Here is a 15,596-nt window from a genome sequence, read left to right as displayed (position 1 = left end):
CGATGCTTGACCTGCGCGGATCCGGTGCCGGCCGCCGGAAGGGAACTCATGTTTCGCCTGCTCGCCCTGCTGCCCGTGCTGGCGGCCGGGCTCACCGTGGCCGGGGACGACAGCGCCGATCGAGCCTCGGTGGCTTTCCAGCTCGGGGAGGAAGCGCGCGCCGGGGACCAGGTCTGCGATCGGACCATGGGACCGGCCAGCGAACCGGCGACCGACCACTGGACGTACCGGGCGATCGTGAGCCGGTCGTCGGGGCTGGTGCTGACCGGCGTCCGGCTGGGGCCGCGGCTGATGGCGGACGCGGCCGGGGTGGCGTACGTCCGGGTCCGCACCGCCGACGGCGTGATCCACAACGGATTTCTGACTCCCACTCCCGTGACCCAGCCGGACTCCGCCGTCACCAGCCGGCTGCGCGGGGCCGTCGACTGCGCGCCCGTCGAGGGTGACGACGCCGTCACCGCCTCCTACGCGGTGACGGTCCGGGACGTCACCGTGCTCTTCGAGCAGCAGTACCGGTTCTCCAACGAGCTGGACGACCGGTGTGAGCCCACCCTGAAGTCCCGCTGCAAACGCTTCTGGCCAACCACCCGCTGGGCGGTGTCACCGGCCGACAGCAAGAAGATCCGGTCGGTGTCGGTGGTGCAGCGCTTCGCCTGGAACCCGGACGACGGCGTCGGCCAGGACAGCGCCGGCGGGGCGGAACTGATCAAGGATGAGCTTGACGTACGGTCGTCGTATATCGACCTCAAACTGAAGGTGACGGCCCTCAGCGGCGGCAGTGGTCATCTCCAGCTCGCCGGAGCGAAGAAGGTCATCGACGGCGGCGAGGTCGGTGGCGAGGGCTGGGAGAACTACCACCAGACCAGCCGGCACTGGGTCGGGTTGCCGTCGCCGGTCAGCGCCGGGTGCTCCGAGTGCGTGCACGTCCACTGGGCCTGGTTCGCCGATCCCCTGTCGTCCCTGGTCCGCCTGCCCCGGGACGTCGAGACGCACGAGTGGTTCACCAAGGCGGGCAAGCCGGCCGCGCGCCTCGCGGCGAGCCAAGTCGCCTGTGGTGGATGCGTCGACGGCGCTTTCTCGGACGGCCGGCCGCAGATCCCGGACGGCTCCCGGCAGACCGCCTGTGTCGGCTGGACGACCCACGAGCCGACCTACCCGGTCGATTGGTGCCAGTACGGCGACGAGCCCAAGCTCGATCCGGAAAAACCGCCGGTGATGTACTGGGACGTCACGTCCGAGGCCGCCGACGAGCTCAAGCATGGGGTGTCCATCGGCAAGGCCGACTACGCCACCGGTGACGCCTACTGGCAGAAGCTGCCCGACCGGCGGCACGGCGGCGACGGTTCCTTCTTCTTCGTCCCGGCCCGGCGCCTGGCCACCCCGGAGGAGGACGCGGGCGGGGCCACGACCGCGACCATCGAACCGGTGTGGCCCGCCAAGAGGGGCGGACCCTGGCTGCTGCCCGTTCGGATCACCTTGGACCGCGAGGACGACCAGGGCCCCTACTACTTACGCGTCAAATCTCGCGAGGCGCTACTGCTCAAGGCCGATTCGAGCGGCTCGGCCAACCCGGGCGATCCGGTCTGGGTGACGATCCGCGACGGTTCCACCGGCGGAGGCGGCCAGTACAGCTCGAGCCCGATCGTCGCGGGCCGCACCCGGTCGATGGCCGCGACCCTGATTTTCGACCGCGAGCCGAAACCGGAGGATCTCTCGTTCCGGCTGGACGCCGCGCCGGACGGAGTCCCTGGCTACGTGCCCTCGGACGGCACCTGGCCTGACCCGCCGGACGCCGCGCCGGACGGAATCTCCGCGTTCGTGCCGTCCGACGGCACCTCGGCCGACCCGTCGATCGTCGGCGACGCGCCGGAGACGATCGACTGGCTCGCCGTCGTCCGGCGCCATCTCACCGACTGCAACGCCGACAAGGACACCTCCGAGGTGGCCCTGGCCGAGGACTTCCCGCCGCGCGTGGAGGACGTCAACGACGACGGCCAGGACGACGTCTTCGTCGGCGCGAAGTGCTACGAGTCGACGTCCGCCGCGTTGCTCTACCTCTTCGACGGCGCCTCGGACCGCCGCGACCCTCAGCTGCTCGACGTCGTGGACGGCCGAAGCCATCCCGTCTTCGACCTGGACGGGGCCACTCTCGGCACGACCGACGACACGGTCAAGATCTACGCCACGAATCCTCGCGACCCGGACGGCGAGTTGCCGTACCGCGACATCGAACTGACCTTGGAGTGGCAGGACCGCCTGCGGATGACGCGGATCGACACCGAGGACTGCGCCTGGCCGGCCTTCTACTACGGCGACGACGACCCGGCCATCGTCTGCCACTAGGTGTTCTGCCCTGAGAGGTTGGGCACGCGGCTGGCGGGTGGTCCGCCGATCGCGGTGTGGTGGCGATGGTGATTGCGGGTGTGCAGGAAGGCGGGTAGGGCTTTGCGTCGGGCGTTTTCGCTGGTGTAGGGCTTGGCGTAGGCCCATTCGTCGGCGAGGGTGCGGTGAAAGCGTTCAACCTTGCCGTTGGTTTGTGGCCGGTAGGGGCGGGTCTTTTTCACCGTGACGCCGAGCTGGGTGCAGGTGTCGGACCAGAGCCTGGATTTGTAGCAGGAGCCGTTGTCCGTCAGCACCCGGGAGATCGTGATGCCCTGGGCGTTGAACCAGGCATGCGCGCGTCGCCAGAAGCCGGTGGCGGTTTCCTTGGTCTCGTCGGTCAGGATTTCGGTGTGGGCCAGCCTCGAGTGGTCGTCGAGGGCGGTGTGCAGATAGGCGTAACCGAGCCGGGCGCCGCCGAACTTGTCGGTGGCATGTCCGGGTGTGGCGGTGAGGTTGAGTTTGCCCTGAGCTCTGCCTTGGGTGCGCCAGCCGGGCGGCGCCGGCGCGGCGTAGCGGTCGGCCCACCGTTTCGCGGTCGTCACGGCAACCTGGAACCGTTCCGCGGCCCGGCGCAGCGGCCAGCCGTCATCCACGACACAACGCGCCAGCCGCAATCGGCCGAGTTCGGTCAACGGGGCATTGGCGTGGGGCACGAGGACCTCCTGGGTGGTGCGGAACCTTCGACAAGCTCCACCTCACCCGGAGGTCCTCCGTGGACAGAACAACTAGGGCCGGATCTCCAGGTGGGTGATCGCGCCGTCCCGCAGCTCGAACAGGTAGTGCAGGTCGGCCACGCCGCCGGGGAAGTCGCCCTCCAGGTGCTGGAGCACGTCGTAGACGACCGTGGCGCCCTTCATCTCGGTGGTGTACGTGTACTGGCTGCCGGCCTTGCTGAGAAACGACCGGATCTCGTCGGCGCCGCGGTAGGTGTGGCCGTCGTCGACGACCACCGCGTCCGGGGCGAAGGCGCTCGCCGCGGCGGTCGTGTCGCGGGCCTCGTGTGCGGTCAGGTAGCCGGTGATGACTTCGGGAAGTGTCTCGCTCATGAACCCAGGCTCGACCCTCCCGCCGGGAGAGAGTCAACGTGGCAAGGTGGTGAGGTGCGTCAAGGTCTCACCATCGGCGAGTTCGCCACGCTGACCCACCTCAGCGTGCGCACGTTGCGGCGCTACCACGAGGCCGGCCTGCTCGAGCCGCGGACGGTCGACCCGTCCAGCGGCTACCGCTACTACGCGCCCGAGCAGATCCCGGCCGCGCAGGTCATCCACCGGCTGCGCGAGCTCGACGTGCCCCTGGCCGAAGTGCGGTCGATCCTGGCCACCGACGACCCGCAGGAGCGGGCCGGCCTGGTGCAGGCCCACTTGCGCCGCCTGGAGGAGGAGCTGGACCGGACCCGCCGGGCCGTCGTCTCGCTGCGCCGCCTGCTCACCCCGGACGCCGGCGACCTGGAGGTCACGCTCCGCTCCGAGCCGCCCCGCACGGTCGCCGCCGTCGAAGGCCTGGTCGAGTCGCATCGGGTGCTTCCCTGGTACGACGAGGCGATGCGCAAGCTCGACGCGGCGTATCCGCCCGGGGTGCGCACCGGCCCACCCGGCGGCCGCTACGCCAATGAGCTTTTCACCAAGGGAAAGGGCCGGATGACGGTCTTCCGGCCGGTGCGCGAGCCGTTCCCCGGCGACCTCCTGGAGCTGCCCCCGGCCGAGCTGGCGGTGACCGTGCACGAGGGCTCGCACGACGACATCGACATCACGTACGGCCGGCTGGGCGCCTGGGCCGTCGATCACGCCCTGACCGTCGACGGCCCGGTCCACGAAACCTATCTGGTGGGCCCGCGCGACACCCCGGTCACGTCCCGGTGGCGCACCGAGATCGGCTGGCCGGTCTTCCGCCTCAGCGGGCCACGGGCGGGTTGAACCGGGAGAGCTCGGGGGCGGTCCAGCGCAGCGCCGAAGCCTGGTCGACACGGATGACGTGTTCCACAGTGAAGTCGACGGAGCGCTGGGCGGGGTCCCAGTCGACCACCGCGGTGCCCGAGAGATGGAGCACGGTGCCTGTGGGCCAGTCCGGCAGGAGGAGGCCGGCCCGGGGGTTGAGCTCCAGGTTGCCGAACGTGTTGAACATCGAGTTGCCCGTGTAGTCGGGCCAGCGCAGGTGGGTGGGGCTCAACGCCTGCAGGAAGCCGGGGTTGCCGCCGCGGTGGGAGGCGTCGGTGTTGCCGTCCGGGTCGGCGGTGGCCACGAAGAACGTGTCGGCTCTGCCGATGAAGGCGCTCTCGTCGGCCGTCAGCGCGACGCCGGTACGGGACACGCTCGCGGTCGCCGGCGCTGCCATCGGCTGGCGTTTCTGGATGTACTTCGGGCAGTTGCCGTAGATCTGCGCCAGGTCGACGCTCAGGCCGGCGGCCGTCGGGTGGGCCGTGCCGTTCATGCGGAGGCGGCGGCGGGTGCCGGGCTCGATGGCGATCAGGCCGACCGGGGCCTCGGCGGACAGGGTCTCGTGCAGCGGGTCGCCGGGGGCCGGGCTCGCGGCGATCTCGATCGTCGACAGGCCGGTGGCCTTGATGAAGCCGGGGGTGCCGGTCAGCATCGTGGCCCAGACGTCGCCCCGGGAGTCGGTGGCGCCGAGGACGATCATCGGCTGGGCGGCCAGGAAGGCGGCGGCCGCCCAGGGGATCTGGGTGTTGAACATTCCGGTGAGGCGCGCGGCCTCGTCCAGCACGCCGGCCCGCTGCTGCGCGATCAGCTCGCCACGGTGATATCGGGTCACGGTGTCCCCCTGAGGTCGCCCAACCGGTGAAAACCAATTTAGCGGTTAGGAGAGACAGCGTCAACCGGAGAACTTCATTTCAAGGGTTACGATGGAGCCGATGAGCATGAAAGCTGACCCTCGGCCCTTGATCGGCGAGCCCCTGCCGCTCGATCTGCTGAACACGCGGTGGACCGACGACGACGGCGCACACGATCTGCTGGAGCGCCCGGACGGGCTGGACATCTGGCTGTCGTCGAACGGGCTGACCGCGCCCGCGACGGCCGAGACGCTCGACGCGCTGCTGGCCACCAGGGAAGCGCTGGAGGATCCGGTACGAGGCCGAGACCTGCTCAACGAGACGCTGGGACACGGTCGTTTCCGGCGCCGGCTCGGCGCCGACGGGCCGGAGACCGTGATCGAGACGGACACGCCCGGCTGGCGAGCGGCCTGGCAGGCCGCCGAGCACTACCTCCGGCTGTTGGAGGAGCACCCGGCGCGCCTGCGCAAGTGCGCCAACCCCGAGTGCCGGCTCCGGTTCTACGACGTGTCGAAAGCCGGCGCCCGGCGGTGGTGCTCGATGGCGACCTGCGGCAACCGGGCCAAGTACGCCCGGCACAAAGGTCAGCCCTGAGGGTGCATGACCTCGTCCATGCCGCCGGAGGCTCGCCAGGTGCGGAGCAGGTCGTGGAAGACGACCGGGCCCGGGCCGAACGAATTGTTCACCGGGCGGGGCTTGCCCTCGCCGTTGTAGTAGCCGGGCGTGCACTCCGACTGGAAGTCGAAATTGTTCGGGGCCGTCTCGCGGATCGTGGCCACCCACGCCTCCTCGGCCTCGGCCGTCGGCTCGACCCGGTGGGCGCCCCGGCGGGACGCCTCGGCCACCAGCTCGCCGATGTGGGTGGCCTGCTCCTGCAACACGTGGGTGAAGTTGACCGCGGCCGCGTTCTGCAACGAGCCCATGTGGAAGAGGTTGGGGAAGCCGTGGCTGGCGAAACCGTGCAGGGTGCGGGGGCCGTTGCGCCAGTGGCCCAGCAGCGGCAGGCCGCCCCGGCCGTACACCGGTAGCGTTCCGGACAGCACGCCGGAGATGCCTGTTTCGAAGCCGGTGGCCAGCACCACGCAGTCGACCTCGTACTCCTGCTCGCCGGCCACCACCGCCGACGGGGTCATCGCCGTGATGCCGCCCGAGTCGGCCGTGTCGATCAGGGTGACGTTCGGGCGGTTGAACGTCGGCAGGTAGTTGTCGCTGAACGTCGGGCGCTTGCACATGTAGCGGTACCACGGCTTGAGCTTCTCCGCGGTCTCCGGATCCTCGACCACCGAAGCGACGCGGGCCCGGATCTCGTCCATCTTGCGGAAGTCGGCCCGCTCGTCCAGGAACGCGCGGTCCTCGTCGGAGATCGTCGGGTCGACCGTGCCGGTCAGCATCTGGCGTTGCAGGGCCGCGGTGGCCGTCCAGCCGTCGTTGATCAGGTCCTCCCCCACGTGGCCGCCGGTGACCAGGGTCAGGAAGTTCTCCATCCGCTCCCGCTGCCAGCCCGGCTTCAGCTCGGCCGCCCACGCGGGGTCGGTCGGGCGGTTGTCGCGGACGTCCACCGACGACGGGGTGCGCTGGAAGACGTACAGCTGGGAAGCCCGCTCGGCGATCTGGGGTATGACCTGGATGCCACTGGCGCCGGTGCCGACCACGGCCACCCGCTTGCCGGTCAGGTCGTACGACTCGTCCCAGCGGCTGGTGTGCATGATGTGGCCGCCGAACTCGTCGACACCCGGGATGCCGGGAAGTTTCGGCTGGGTGAGGGTGCCGGAGGAGATGACCACGTAGCGCGTGCGGAAGACGTCGCCGCGGTCGGTCGTCACCGTCCACTCGGCCGTGTCGTCGTCCCAGCGCAGCTCGGTGACCTTGGTGTGGAACAGCGCGTCGGCGTACAACTCGAACTGCTTGGCGATGGCGACGGCATGGCCGCGGATCTCGTCGCCGGGGGCGTAGCGCCACTTGGGGACGTAGCCGACCTCCTCCAGCAACGGCATGTAGACGGTGGACTCGATGTCGCACTGGACGCCGGGGTAGCGGTTCCAGTACCACGTGCCGCCGAAGTCGCCGGCCTCGTCGATCATCCGCAGGTCGCGCACGCCGGCCTGGCGCAGCCGGGCGCCGGCCAGCAGCCCGCCGAAGCCGCCACCGATGACCAGGGCCTCGACCCGGTCGGTCAGCGGGGAACGCTCGGTCCGCTCGGTGTACGGGTCGGTGGCGATCTCGCCGGACGCCCGCCGATATTGGGCGTTGCCCTCGTCGCGGATGCGGCGATCCCGCTCCCGCCGATAGCGGGAGCGCAGCCACTCCAGCTCCTCGGGCTTGTAACGGTGGGGGGAGGAGGGGAACATGCGGGGCCCTTTCGCGGAGACCGTCCGGAGTGGAGACCAGCCGGGGCCCAAGATTAAACCAACTGATTGACTTCCAGGGAGGTGTACGGCGCCCGATAGAGCCCTTGAATCGCATCAATCAGACCACTCGCGGCGGACGGCCACTCCGGGGTCACGGAACGTTCACGTTGCGCGCAGAAATGGACGATCAGGGTGTGCGCCATGTCGTCGCGCTCCCGGCGCACCCGGTCGGGCAGCCCGGGAAGGCAGGCGTGCAGGGCGCCGGTGGCCGCGCGCAGCGTCGGCGCCTCACCCACCTCGGCCGCGGCCAGCTCCCGCAGCTTCGGCTCGGTCATCAGCTGGGCGGCGAACCGGCCGTACCAGCTGGGGGTCCCGAGAGAGGCCAGATGCCGGGTGTACGGCAGGACGAGGCACGCGACCCGCTCGCGCAGCACGGTGCTGCCGTCGAAGCGGGTCAGCAGCGCGGCACGGATCTTCTCGGTCGGCACCGAGTGGTGGCGCACGATGGCCCGTACCAAATCCGATTTTGACCCGAAATGATAGCCGACGGCGGCGGTGTTGCCCTGACCCGCGGCTTCGCTGATCTGCCGGTTGGAGATCGTGAAGACCCCGTGCTCGGCGAAGAGCCGCTCGGCCACGGTGAGAAGGTGCGCTCTGGTCCCGCTCATCCCTCATCCCTGGTCGACGGCCTTTCCCGGGGAGCCTACCGACGCGTCGTGTTCATAGAGCCAATCGAGGGCGTTGAACGACCAGGACCGCGAACCGGCCGCCATCTGAGCGTCCCGCTCCCGCTGAGCCGCACCGTCCGGCAGGTGGAAGCGGGTCTTGTTCCCGGCCGACATCTCCTGAAGCCGCGTGGTCCGCGGCAGCCGGGCCTTCTCGTACGCCGAGAGAGCCTCCGCGGCCGGCGCCGACCGCAGCCACGCGGCCAGCGCGGCGCCGTCCTCGACGGCCTGCGCGGCGCCCTGCGCCATGAACGGCAGCATCGCGTGGGCGGCGTCACCGAGCAGTGTCACCCGCCCTACCGACCAGGTGGGCCGGGGCGGCCGGTCGAACAACGCCCACACGTACATCGCGCCGGCCGCCCCGATGATCTCCTGGACCTGCGGATGCCACCCGGCGAAGGCCTCGCGCACGTCAGCCTTCTCCGCCCGGTCGGTCCACGACTCGCGTGTCCAGCGGTCCTGCTCGACCACGGCCACGAAGTTGACCGACCGCCGGCCGCTGATGAAGTAGTGCACGAAGTGCCGGCCCGGGCCCATCCAGATCTGCGCGGTCACCTCGAGGTTCAGATGGCGCAGTCGCTCGGCCGGCACGACGGCCCGGTACGCGACACAGCCGGTGAACCGGGCCTCGCCGGGACCGAACAGCAGCCGGCGCACCGCGGAGTGGATGCCGTCCGCGCCCACCAGCACGTCGAAGCGGGCCCGCTCGCCACCGGCGAACCGGGCCTGGACGCCGTCATCGTCCTGGGCGAAGCCGGTCAGACGCCGACCGAGATGAACGCGGCCGGCCGGCAGCGCTGCGGCCAGCGCGCCGAGCAGGTCGGCCCGGTGCATCTGATAGTGCGGAAAACAAGCCTCGGCCAGCGGGGCCCGCAGCAGTGTCCGCCCGTCGTCCCACCGGCGCTGATGCCAGGCCAGCGGCCGCACGCCGGTCGCGGCCAGCGCCCCGGCCAGCCCCAGCCCGTGCAGCACCCGCGACGCGTTCGGGCTGACCTGCACGCCCGCTCCCACCTCGGACAGCCGGGCCGCCTGCTCGTACACATGCACGTCCAGCCCGGCCCGGAGCAGACTCAGCGCGGCCGACAGCCCGCCGATGCCCCCACCGACGACGCCCACCGACAACGGAACCGCCACGCTCCCGATGATTCATGGCCGGCGACGGTGTCACTGCCGCCTGGCGGACAGTTCGCTAAGCTCGCCGGTCGATGAGCCTCGACGTGCGCGCCTACTTCCGGGACACCGGCGGCAACCTCTGCCTCCCGGATCTTCCCGACGGCCTCAGCACGCTGGCCGGCGGCGAGGACACCCGGCGCAGCCTGTGGTCCGCTCCGGTGGTGCGTGCGCTGGGCGCGACCTACCTTCCCCGCCTCGCCGACGACAACCTCTTCATCCCGTACGAGGAGACCGGCCCCTTCCTGCGCGAATGCGCCCTTCTGCTGATGAACCTGCCCGCTGTCGCCGCCGGCGTGCGGCTCCAGCCGACCGCCGAGGCGAACGAGTGGTACGTCGAGCGGAACATCGTCAACGTCATCGCGGTGACCCACTGGGCCCGCGGCAACGACTACGGCGTTCTCATCTGGTGAGCGCGATCACGCCCGGGTTGCGCTCGGAACGACGCCCGGCGAGATAACGTCGTCAGGTTGTACACCGGGTCATAGGGAGCGAACGTGGTTCAGAACGCGCTGGCGTCGTCGGCAGTCGCCGTGGAGGCGGGCCGGAGGCGGACGTTCGCGGTGATCTCGCACCCGGACGCCGGCAAGTCGACCATGACCGAGGCGCTGGCCCTGCACGCGCGGGTGATCGGGTCGGCCGGCGCCGTGCACGGCAAGGGCGACCGTAAGGGCGTCGTCTCCGACTGGATGGAGATGGAGCAGCAGCGAGGGATCTCGGTCACCTCGGCCGCGCTCCAGTTCTCCTACCGCGACGTCGTGATCAACCTGCTCGACACGCCCGGGCACGCCGACTTCTCCGAGGACACGTACCGGGTGCTGACCGCGGTCGACAGCGCCGTGATGCTGCTCGACGCGGCCAAGGGCCTGGAGCCGCAGACGCTCAAGCTGTTCGAGGTGTGCCGCCAGCGCGGCATCCCGGTGATGACCTTCATCAACAAGTGGGACCGGCCCGGCAACGACGCGCTGGCCCTGATGGACGAGATCGAGCAGCGGATCGGCCTCAAGCCGACCCCGCTGACCTGGCCGGTCGGCATCGCCGGGCACTTCCAGGGCGTGATCGACCGCCGCACCGGTGTCTTCATCCGGATGGAGCGCTCCCCCGGCGGCGCCGAGCTGGCCATCGAGGAGGAGATGAGCCCGGAGGAGGCGGCCGAGCGCTTCGGCGCCGACTGGGCCACCGCCACCGAGGAGCTCGAGCTGCTCGCGATGACCGAGGCCGACCACGACCAGAAGACGTTCCTGGCCGCGACCAGCACGCCGGTGCTGTTCGGGGCGGCGGTGGCCAACCTCGGCGTACGGCAGCTGCTCGACATCCTGGTCGAGCTGGCCCCGCCGCCGGCGGCGCGGCCCACCGCCGACGGCGGCGAGCAGCCGGTCGACGGCACCTTCTCCGGCTTCGTGTTCAAGATGCAGGCCAACATGAACCGGGCCCACCGCGACCAGGTGGCCTTCATGCGGATCTGCTCGGGCCGCTTCGAGCGCGGCATGGTGGTCACGCACGCCGGCACCGGCAAGCCGTTCGCCACCAAGTACGCCCAGCAGATCTTCGGCCGGGGCCGGGAGACGATCGACGAGGCCTTCCCGGGCGACGTGGTGGGCCTGGTGAACGCGACCGCGCTCGGCATCGGCGACACGCTCTACACGGGCGAGCAGGTGCGATATCCGCAGCTGCCTTCTTTCCCGCCGGAGCATTTCGCGGTCGTACGGACCAATGACACTTCCGCCTTCAAACGCTTCCGCCGTGGCATCGAGCAACTCGACGGCGAGGGCGTCGTGCAGGTGCTCCGCTCCGAGCAGCGCGGCGACCAGGCCCCCGTACTGGCCGCCGTCGGTCCCATGCAGTTCGAGGTGGCCACCCACCGCCTGGAGGCCGAGTTCGGGGTCAAGGTCCAACTCGACCATCTGCCGTACGAGGTGGCCGCGCTCACCGACGCGGCCGGCCAGGAGATCCTCAAGTCCGAGTCGAACGTCGAGGTCATGACCCGCGTGCGCGACGGCGCCCTGCTCGCGGTCTTCCCGCACAAGTGGCGCATGCGCACGGTGGCCGGCCGCCACCCCGACCTCAAGCTGGACTGAGAGCCACCGGGAGCGCTTCGAGGCCGAAGACGATCGAGGCCCGGCGCGCCGCCGCGTCCATCACCGGGCGCATCCGGGGGAAGCGGCGAACCAGCGCCGGATAGGCGATGCGCAGCTCCATCCGGGCCAGCTCGGCCCCGACGCAGCGGTGCAGGCCGTGCCCGAACGCCAGATGCGACCGGCTGGTGGCCCGGCCCGCGTCGATGCGGTCCATGCCGGGGCCGAGCACGCCGTCCCGGTCGGCCGCGACGAGCGAGCACATGACGATGTCGCCCTCCTTGATCGACGCGCCGTCCAGTTCGAGATCACGGACGGCGAACCGTGGGAAGCCGACCTGCACCACCGTCAGATAGCGCAGCAGCTCCTCGACCAGGGCATCGGCCGGCTCGCCGGCGCGCAGCGGCGCGGCCAGCTCGGGCTGGGTCATCAGGACCAGGGCGCCCAGCGCGAGCATGCTGGCGCTGGTCTCCAGGCCGCCGGTGAGCACGCCGTCGGCCAGACCGGCCAGCTCCTGGTCGCTCAACTCGTCGCCGTGTGCGGCGATCAGCGACCCGATCAGCCCGTCCCCCGGCCGGCGGCGCTGGTCGGCGACCAGGTCGCGCAGGTAGGCCCGCGACTCGTTGATGGCGTCGAGCGGCGCGTACGCCCCGTCGCCGAGGTCGAAGCGGGCCGCGCTGAACTTCTGGACCAGGTCCCGGTCCTCGTACGGGACGCCGAGCAGCTCGCAGATGGTCAGGGCGGGCACCGGCAGCGCGAACTCCTGCAACAGATCGACCGGGCCACCGGCCGCGGCCATGGCGTCGAGACGATCGTTCACGATGGCCTCGATGCGCGGCTGGAGCCGGGCCAGCCGGTGCATGGTGAACTCGGGCATGACCATGCGCCGCAACCGCGTGTGCATCGGCGGGTCGATCATGCCGAGGCCGCCGGGCTGCTCACCCGCGGTGAGCCCGACCTTCGCCGCGAACTGGCCGAAGTCGTTGCTGAAGCGGCCGGAGTCACCGAGAACGGCCCGCACCGGCTCGTAGCCGGTCACCAGCCAGGCCCGGATGCCCAGCGGCAGCGGGAGGCGGCTCACCGGCGGTTTCTCCCGCAGCTCGGCCACGGGATCGAGCCCGTCCCGAAAGAGCGGGAACAGCGAGCTGTCGGGCAGCATCGCCAAGGTGCCTTCGAGATTCATCGCGCGGGGCTTGTTACTCCCGAATCGACGGGCCATCCAGCCCAGCAAACGCAGGCGGGTTTGCACGTCGCCCTCCAGTCAGCCGTTGTTCATCCCCCGTGGGAACGGCTGATCTGATAGTCGTCGCGAGATCTTGCTACCGCAGTGAGCGCCGTCACGGTCGCGGTTTGAGAAGGGTGATGCGGGAGGCGCCGAGCTCCGTGACGTACAGGAAACCGGTCGTCAGATCCTGGGTCAGATCGAGCGGCTGGCTGAACCCGGTGAAGCCGGTGATCCCGACGGTCCGGTTGGAGAGGGTGCCGTTCGCGGCGACGTCGAAGGTCTCGATGTCCTGGCCGGCCGAATAGCGCACGACGAGCAGTTTGCCGTCGAGGGCGCCGCCACGATATTCGATGACGCCGTTGGCCGAGGCGTGCAGCCCGGCGTCGTAGATGCCGGCGAGATGCAGATTGGGGTCGGGCTGTGTGCCGACGGGATAGGCGCCGACCTGGAACGGATCGGTGCCACCGGTGGGATTGCCGCCGGCGAGAACCCATTCACAGCGGACCGGATTGGGGTGGCCGTAGTAGCGGCCCGGGTGGACGTCGAAGACGTAGTCGGTCTCGGCGGTGGGCACATTGGACAACGCGGGAACTGCCGGGCCGGTGTAGCCCCGCCGCGCACACGACGCGGGCAAAGTGGCCGGAGTCGCGGGCGTGTTTCCGCCGGCGGCCGAGCCGTTGGTGGGCGCGTAAAGGTGGCCGTTGCGGTGCCAGACCAGATCGAAGGCATTGCGTACGCCAGTGGCGTGAATCGTCAGAGGGGCGTTGGCGGCGTACGGGTCGTACGTGCCGCCCTCCTCGGTCTTGACGTTCAAAGTGCCGGTGAGCTTGGCCGGATCGAGGCGCAGGACAGCCGCGCTGAGAAGGCGCTCGGGACGGTTGCCCCAGGTGGAATCGGCGGCGCCCATGGCGTTGTTGGCGCCCTGGCTCACGTAGAGGGCGCCGTCCGGCCCGAAGGCCAGCGAATTGGTCTCGTGGTCCTTCACGCTTCTCGGCAGATTGACGACCATGGGCGTGTAGGTGGTCCCGCTGAGGCGGCCTATCCGCCCGGACCAGTCGGGAACGTTGAGCGGGCCGACGTACTCGTAGTTGTCGGTGACCCACAGGATCGGGTTGGCAGCGGTGGAAGCCGGGTCGAAGGCCATGCCGATCACGGTGCGGGTGGTACCGGCGTTGTCCCGTACGGAATTGATGACGGTCGGGGTGCCGAGCGTGCCGCCCGCGTTGATGGGGAACCGGAAGATGCGCCCGTCGAGAGTGCCGGCGTAAAGCCGGCCGTCGGGCCCTTTCACGACGGTGGTGAAAGGCGCGCCGGTGGCGACGCCGACGGTTTTGTCGAAGGCGATCGGGCCGCCGGTCGTGCCGCCGCTGCCGGTGGTGAAGACGATGGAGTACGGGGCGAAAGGCTTGCCGGTCACGTCGGTGACGCCGCTGGTGACGGTGAAGCGGTATCGCGTGAGCGGCGCGAGAGGAGCGGTCGGCGAGAGGTTGATGACGTCTCCCCCGCCGCTGGTGATGGTGGTGGCGGGTACGGCGGCGCCGTCGCTGAGCCGGGTCAGGGTGACGGTGGAGGAGGTGAGGGTCTCCGCTTTGACGCCGCCGTTGGGAAGCACGAGGTCTTCGACGACGCTGGTCGTGACGGGGACGTTCGTCGCGTTGTTGGCCGGGGTGCTGGCCCGCACGGCGGGCATGGCCGCTACGGAGGCGATGTCGGCGTACGCGAACTTGGTGTTGACCCCGCCGATCGGGCTGATCGTGAGAGCGCCGTCGGTCACCCGTACCGTCCGCGTGGCCGTGGCGAACTTGGTGCCTGCGGTGGGCACGAAGCCGGCGATGGCGTTCTGGTCCTCGACCGACACCCAGTGCGTGCTGTCGACGGCCGTGCCGGCGTCTCCGACGGCCACTGTCACGGTGTAGAGCCCGGCCGGGACGGCCGCTTCCCACGCGCCCGGGGTGGCCACGCCGGCCGACCCGGCGGGAAGTTGGGCGTGCATGAAGGTGGCGAGCCGCGCGTCGGCCTGCCCGGCGGCGGGGTTCCGATTGCGGCCGTTGCCGGTGAGGTCGACCGGCGTACGTTCTCCGAGATCCACCCAGCCGTAGCCGCGGGCGGCCGTGAAGGCCCCGCCGGAGTCGCGGACATACCCGGCCGCGGGCGTGGTGGCGGCGTCGGAGAAGTCCACCTTGAGGGCGAAGTCGTGGTTGATGTCCACATAGTTCAGCTTGGTGTTGCTCCCGCCGACGGCGTCGACGGTGATCCGCCCGTCGGTGACTGTCACGGTCGCGGTCCCCTGCCGATATTCGGCCGAGGAGGTGGAGACGAAGCCGTCGACGGCGAGGACGCCTTCGACCCGGACGGTGTGGCGGCTGTCGTACGGCGGCTGATCCCCCACGGAGACGGTGACCTGATAGGTGCCGTTGGGGACGGCGTACTCCCAGGCGCCCTCGGTGGTTCCGCTGTACTGAAGATGCACAAGCGTGTTGAGCCGCGGGTCGACACCGGCCCGTCCTCGATCCCGGGTGTTCCGGGTCAGATCGAGGGCTTCACTGCTCCCCCGCCGCACCCAGCCATAGCCCCGCCCGGCGTCGAACGCCGCCCCGGTGTCAGCGACATACCCGGCCGGCACCGCGGACCCGGCCGGCTGAAAGTTCACCTTGGCCACGGCCGCAACCGCCGCCGTGGCCGGCATCCCCGGCACGACAAGCCCGGCCAGCACAAGAGTCGCAGCAACCATCCACGATCGACCACGCATGCCAGCCAACGTCGCACATCGATCCAGGCCCGCAGCAGTCAGAAATCAGCGCCCCCACCCTTTTCCACCCAGCCGAAAATAGCGACAGTCCCCGATAACCGATCGATACACCACCGAACCCCTCGTCCGCCGCGACG

At 70.3% G+C, this 15,596-nt stretch carries 13 protein-coding genes; 5 read left to right on the top strand and 8 right to left on the bottom strand.

From position 1 onward, the window contains the following. The first annotated feature begins 48 nt into the window (after nucleotides 1–48). On the top strand, nucleotides 49–2,343 hold the full coding sequence (locus ACFY36_RS02810; protein ID WP_499744162.1) for a hypothetical protein: 2,295 nt from the start codon (nucleotides 49–51) through the stop codon (nucleotides 2,341–2,343). On the opposite strand, the gene ACFY36_RS02805 is transcribed toward ACFY36_RS02810, so the two are convergent. Then, complete coding sequence (locus ACFY36_RS02805) at nucleotides 2,340–3,035, bottom strand: DDE-type integrase/transposase/recombinase (RefSeq protein ID WP_499744161.1); 696 nt, start codon at nucleotides 3,033–3,035, stop codon at nucleotides 2,340–2,342. The two genes, ACFY36_RS02810 and ACFY36_RS02805, sit on opposite strands and share 4 nt — an antisense overlap. A 72-nt stretch (nucleotides 3,036–3,107) precedes the next feature. After that, nucleotides 3,108–3,428 (bottom strand): nuclear transport factor 2 family protein, encoded by a 321-nt coding sequence (locus ACFY36_RS02800; protein ID WP_499744160.1) that lies wholly within the window; start codon nucleotides 3,426–3,428, stop codon nucleotides 3,108–3,110. Between the two features lie 54 nt (nucleotides 3,429–3,482). Here ACFY36_RS02800 and ACFY36_RS02795 point away from each other — a divergent pair, with 54 nt between their 5' ends. Then, entirely contained in the window at nucleotides 3,483–4,295 is an 813-nt protein-coding gene (locus ACFY36_RS02795) for a MerR family transcriptional regulator (RefSeq protein WP_499744159.1), read from the top strand. Here ACFY36_RS02795 and ACFY36_RS02790 read toward each other — a convergent pair. After that, nucleotides 4,273–5,148, bottom strand: coding sequence for a pyridoxamine 5'-phosphate oxidase family protein (locus ACFY36_RS02790; RefSeq protein ID WP_499744158.1), 876 nt, complete (start codon nucleotides 5,146–5,148; stop codon nucleotides 4,273–4,275). The genes ACFY36_RS02795 and ACFY36_RS02790 overlap by 23 nt on opposite strands. A 100-nt stretch (nucleotides 5,149–5,248) precedes the next feature. Here ACFY36_RS02790 and ACFY36_RS02785 point away from each other — a divergent pair, with 100 nt between their 5' ends. Next, nucleotides 5,249–5,761 (top strand): CGNR zinc finger domain-containing protein, encoded by a 513-nt coding sequence (locus tag ACFY36_RS02785; RefSeq protein ID WP_499744157.1) that lies wholly within the window; start codon nucleotides 5,249–5,251, stop codon nucleotides 5,759–5,761. Here the strand turns inward: ACFY36_RS02785 and ACFY36_RS02780 are convergent. Genes ACFY36_RS02780 through ACFY36_RS02770 form a run of 3 tightly spaced genes read right to left on the bottom strand, consistent with a single transcriptional unit; the run spans nucleotide 5,752 to nucleotide 9,374 of the window. Next, nucleotides 5,752–7,515, bottom strand: coding sequence for a flavin-containing monooxygenase (locus ACFY36_RS02780; RefSeq protein WP_499744156.1), 1,764 nt, complete (start codon nucleotides 7,513–7,515; stop codon nucleotides 5,752–5,754). The two genes, ACFY36_RS02785 and ACFY36_RS02780, sit on opposite strands and share 10 nt — an antisense overlap. Nucleotides 7,516–7,568: 53 nt before the next feature. Next, nucleotides 7,569–8,183 (bottom strand): TetR/AcrR family transcriptional regulator, encoded by a 615-nt coding sequence (locus ACFY36_RS02775; RefSeq protein ID WP_499744155.1) that lies wholly within the window; start codon nucleotides 8,181–8,183, stop codon nucleotides 7,569–7,571. 3 nt (nucleotides 8,184–8,186) lie between these two features. Continuing rightward, nucleotides 8,187–9,374, bottom strand: a complete 1,188-nt coding sequence (locus ACFY36_RS02770; RefSeq protein WP_499744154.1) for an FAD-dependent monooxygenase — start codon at nucleotides 9,372–9,374, stop codon at nucleotides 8,187–8,189. A gap of 71 nt (nucleotides 9,375–9,445) precedes the next feature. Here ACFY36_RS02770 and ACFY36_RS02765 point away from each other — a divergent pair, with 71 nt between their 5' ends. Beyond that, nucleotides 9,446–9,823: a hypothetical protein gene (locus tag ACFY36_RS02765; protein ID WP_499744153.1), complete on the top strand. Its 378-nt coding sequence runs from the start codon at nucleotides 9,446–9,448 to the stop codon at nucleotides 9,821–9,823. 84 nt (nucleotides 9,824–9,907) lie between these two features. Next, complete coding sequence (locus tag ACFY36_RS02760; protein WP_499744152.1) at nucleotides 9,908–11,488, top strand: peptide chain release factor 3; 1,581 nt, start codon at nucleotides 9,908–9,910, stop codon at nucleotides 11,486–11,488. Here ACFY36_RS02760 and ACFY36_RS02755 read toward each other — a convergent pair. Continuing rightward, nucleotides 11,475–12,668 carry a cytochrome P450 gene (locus ACFY36_RS02755; RefSeq protein WP_499744151.1) on the bottom strand — a complete coding sequence of 398 codons (1,194 nt, stop codon included), beginning with the start codon at nucleotides 12,666–12,668 and terminating at the stop codon, nucleotides 11,475–11,477. The two genes, ACFY36_RS02760 and ACFY36_RS02755, sit on opposite strands and share 14 nt — an antisense overlap. A 154-nt stretch (nucleotides 12,669–12,822) precedes the next feature. After that, complete coding sequence (locus tag ACFY36_RS02750) at nucleotides 12,823–15,441, bottom strand: PQQ-dependent sugar dehydrogenase (RefSeq protein WP_499744150.1); 2,619 nt, start codon at nucleotides 15,439–15,441, stop codon at nucleotides 12,823–12,825. Nucleotides 15,442–15,596: the final 155 nt, after the last annotated feature.

The organism is Actinoplanes sp. NPDC000266, assembly GCF_042899005.1.
GTDB lineage: Bacteria > Actinomycetota > Actinomycetes > Mycobacteriales > Micromonosporaceae > Actinoplanes.
This window is presented reverse-complemented; position numbering and strand designations above follow the sequence as displayed.

Excerpts from the sequence above, each read along its gene's own strand:
- ACFY36_RS02810 (WP_499744162.1), top strand. The coding sequence starts at position 49 with ATGTTTCGCCTGCTCGCCCTGCTGCCCGTGCTGGCGGCCGGGCTCACC.
- ACFY36_RS02800 (WP_499744160.1), bottom strand. The coding sequence starts at position 3,428 with ATGAGCGAGACACTTCCCGAAGTCATCACCGGCTACCTGACCGCACAC.
- ACFY36_RS02785 (WP_499744157.1), top strand. The coding sequence starts at position 5,249 with ATGAGCATGAAAGCTGACCCTCGGCCCTTGATCGGCGAGCCCCTGCCG.
- ACFY36_RS02780 (WP_499744156.1), bottom strand. The coding sequence starts at position 7,515 with ATGTTCCCCTCCTCCCCCCACCGTTACAAGCCCGAGGAGCTGGAGTGG.
- ACFY36_RS02775 (WP_499744155.1), bottom strand. The coding sequence starts at position 8,183 with ATGAGCGGGACCAGAGCGCACCTTCTCACCGTGGCCGAGCGGCTCTTC.
- ACFY36_RS02765 (WP_499744153.1), top strand. The coding sequence starts at position 9,446 with ATGAGCCTCGACGTGCGCGCCTACTTCCGGGACACCGGCGGCAACCTC.
- ACFY36_RS02755 (WP_499744151.1), bottom strand. The coding sequence starts at position 12,668 with ATGAATCTCGAAGGCACCTTGGCGATGCTGCCCGACAGCTCGCTGTTC.
- ACFY36_RS02750 (WP_499744150.1), bottom strand. The coding sequence starts at position 15,441 with ATGGTTGCTGCGACTCTTGTGCTGGCCGGGCTTGTCGTGCCGGGGATG.